Origin of the sequence: Pararhizobium sp. PWRC1-1 (genome assembly GCF_049897905.1) — a bacterium.
Taxonomy (GTDB): domain Bacteria; phylum Pseudomonadota; class Alphaproteobacteria; order Rhizobiales; family Rhizobiaceae; genus Pararhizobium.
In genome coordinates this window covers 1-742 of sequence record NZ_JAFCXE010000083.1, presented here as the reverse complement: position 1 = coordinate 742, position 742 = coordinate 1, and the positions used below count along the sequence as shown (strand labels likewise).

The window sequence follows — 742 nt, the reverse complement described above, 5'->3', positions numbered from 1 at the left end:
AAAACGGGCGCGGGCGCCTCGCCGGACCACCTATGACAGGAGGGTACTGTGAAATCACCAACAGTGAGGGTTATGGCCGCGGCCGAGGAAGATCTAGCGGTGGAAACGGTCGTGCTGGCGTTTGCAGCGGATCCGATGGCGCGATGGACCTGGCCGCATGGACACCAGTACCTTGCGGCCATGCCGCGAATGGTCCGGGCCTTCGGGAGCAGCGCATTCTCTAACGGAAGCGCCTTTTGCACCGACGGCTACGCTGGGACGGCGCTGTGGCTATCGCCCGGAGTACATTCCGACGAAGAAGAGCTTGGTGCGGTGATCGAGAGCACGGTTGCACCCACTATTGCCCCCGAGACCACGGCCATATTCGAGGAGATGGCCGCGTATCACCCGACCGAACCACATTGGTACCTGCCGCTGATCGGCGTCGACCCGGCGCACCAAGGCGAAGGTCACGGCGACGCCTTGATGGCGTACACACTCGCACGGTGCGATAGCGATCACGCTCCAGCCTATTTGGAATCCTCGAACCCGCGCAACATTCCGTTCTACCAACGCTACGGCTTCGAACCGCTCGGCGCGATCCAGGTCGGTTCGTCGCCGACGCTCGTCCCAATGCTGCGGCGGCCGCGTTGAGCTTCAGTTCGATGAAATAGTTTGTGGAACACTGGCGCCGAGCGCGCGGTGAAGACGGCCGGCGGGCGATTAGTCGGGTTATAGGCGATGTTCGCTTTTAGAAGTCGGA

Annotated in this window: 1 protein-coding gene; it reads left to right on the top strand. The window is 62.1% G+C overall.

Translation table 11 applies throughout. The annotated features are described in order from the left end of the window. Positions 1–48 precede the first annotated feature (48 nt). Complete coding sequence (locus ACP7E0_RS35020) at positions 49–633, top strand: GNAT family N-acetyltransferase (RefSeq protein ID WP_426131968.1); 585 nt, start codon at positions 49–51, stop codon at positions 631–633. Positions 634–742: the final 109 nt, after the last annotated feature.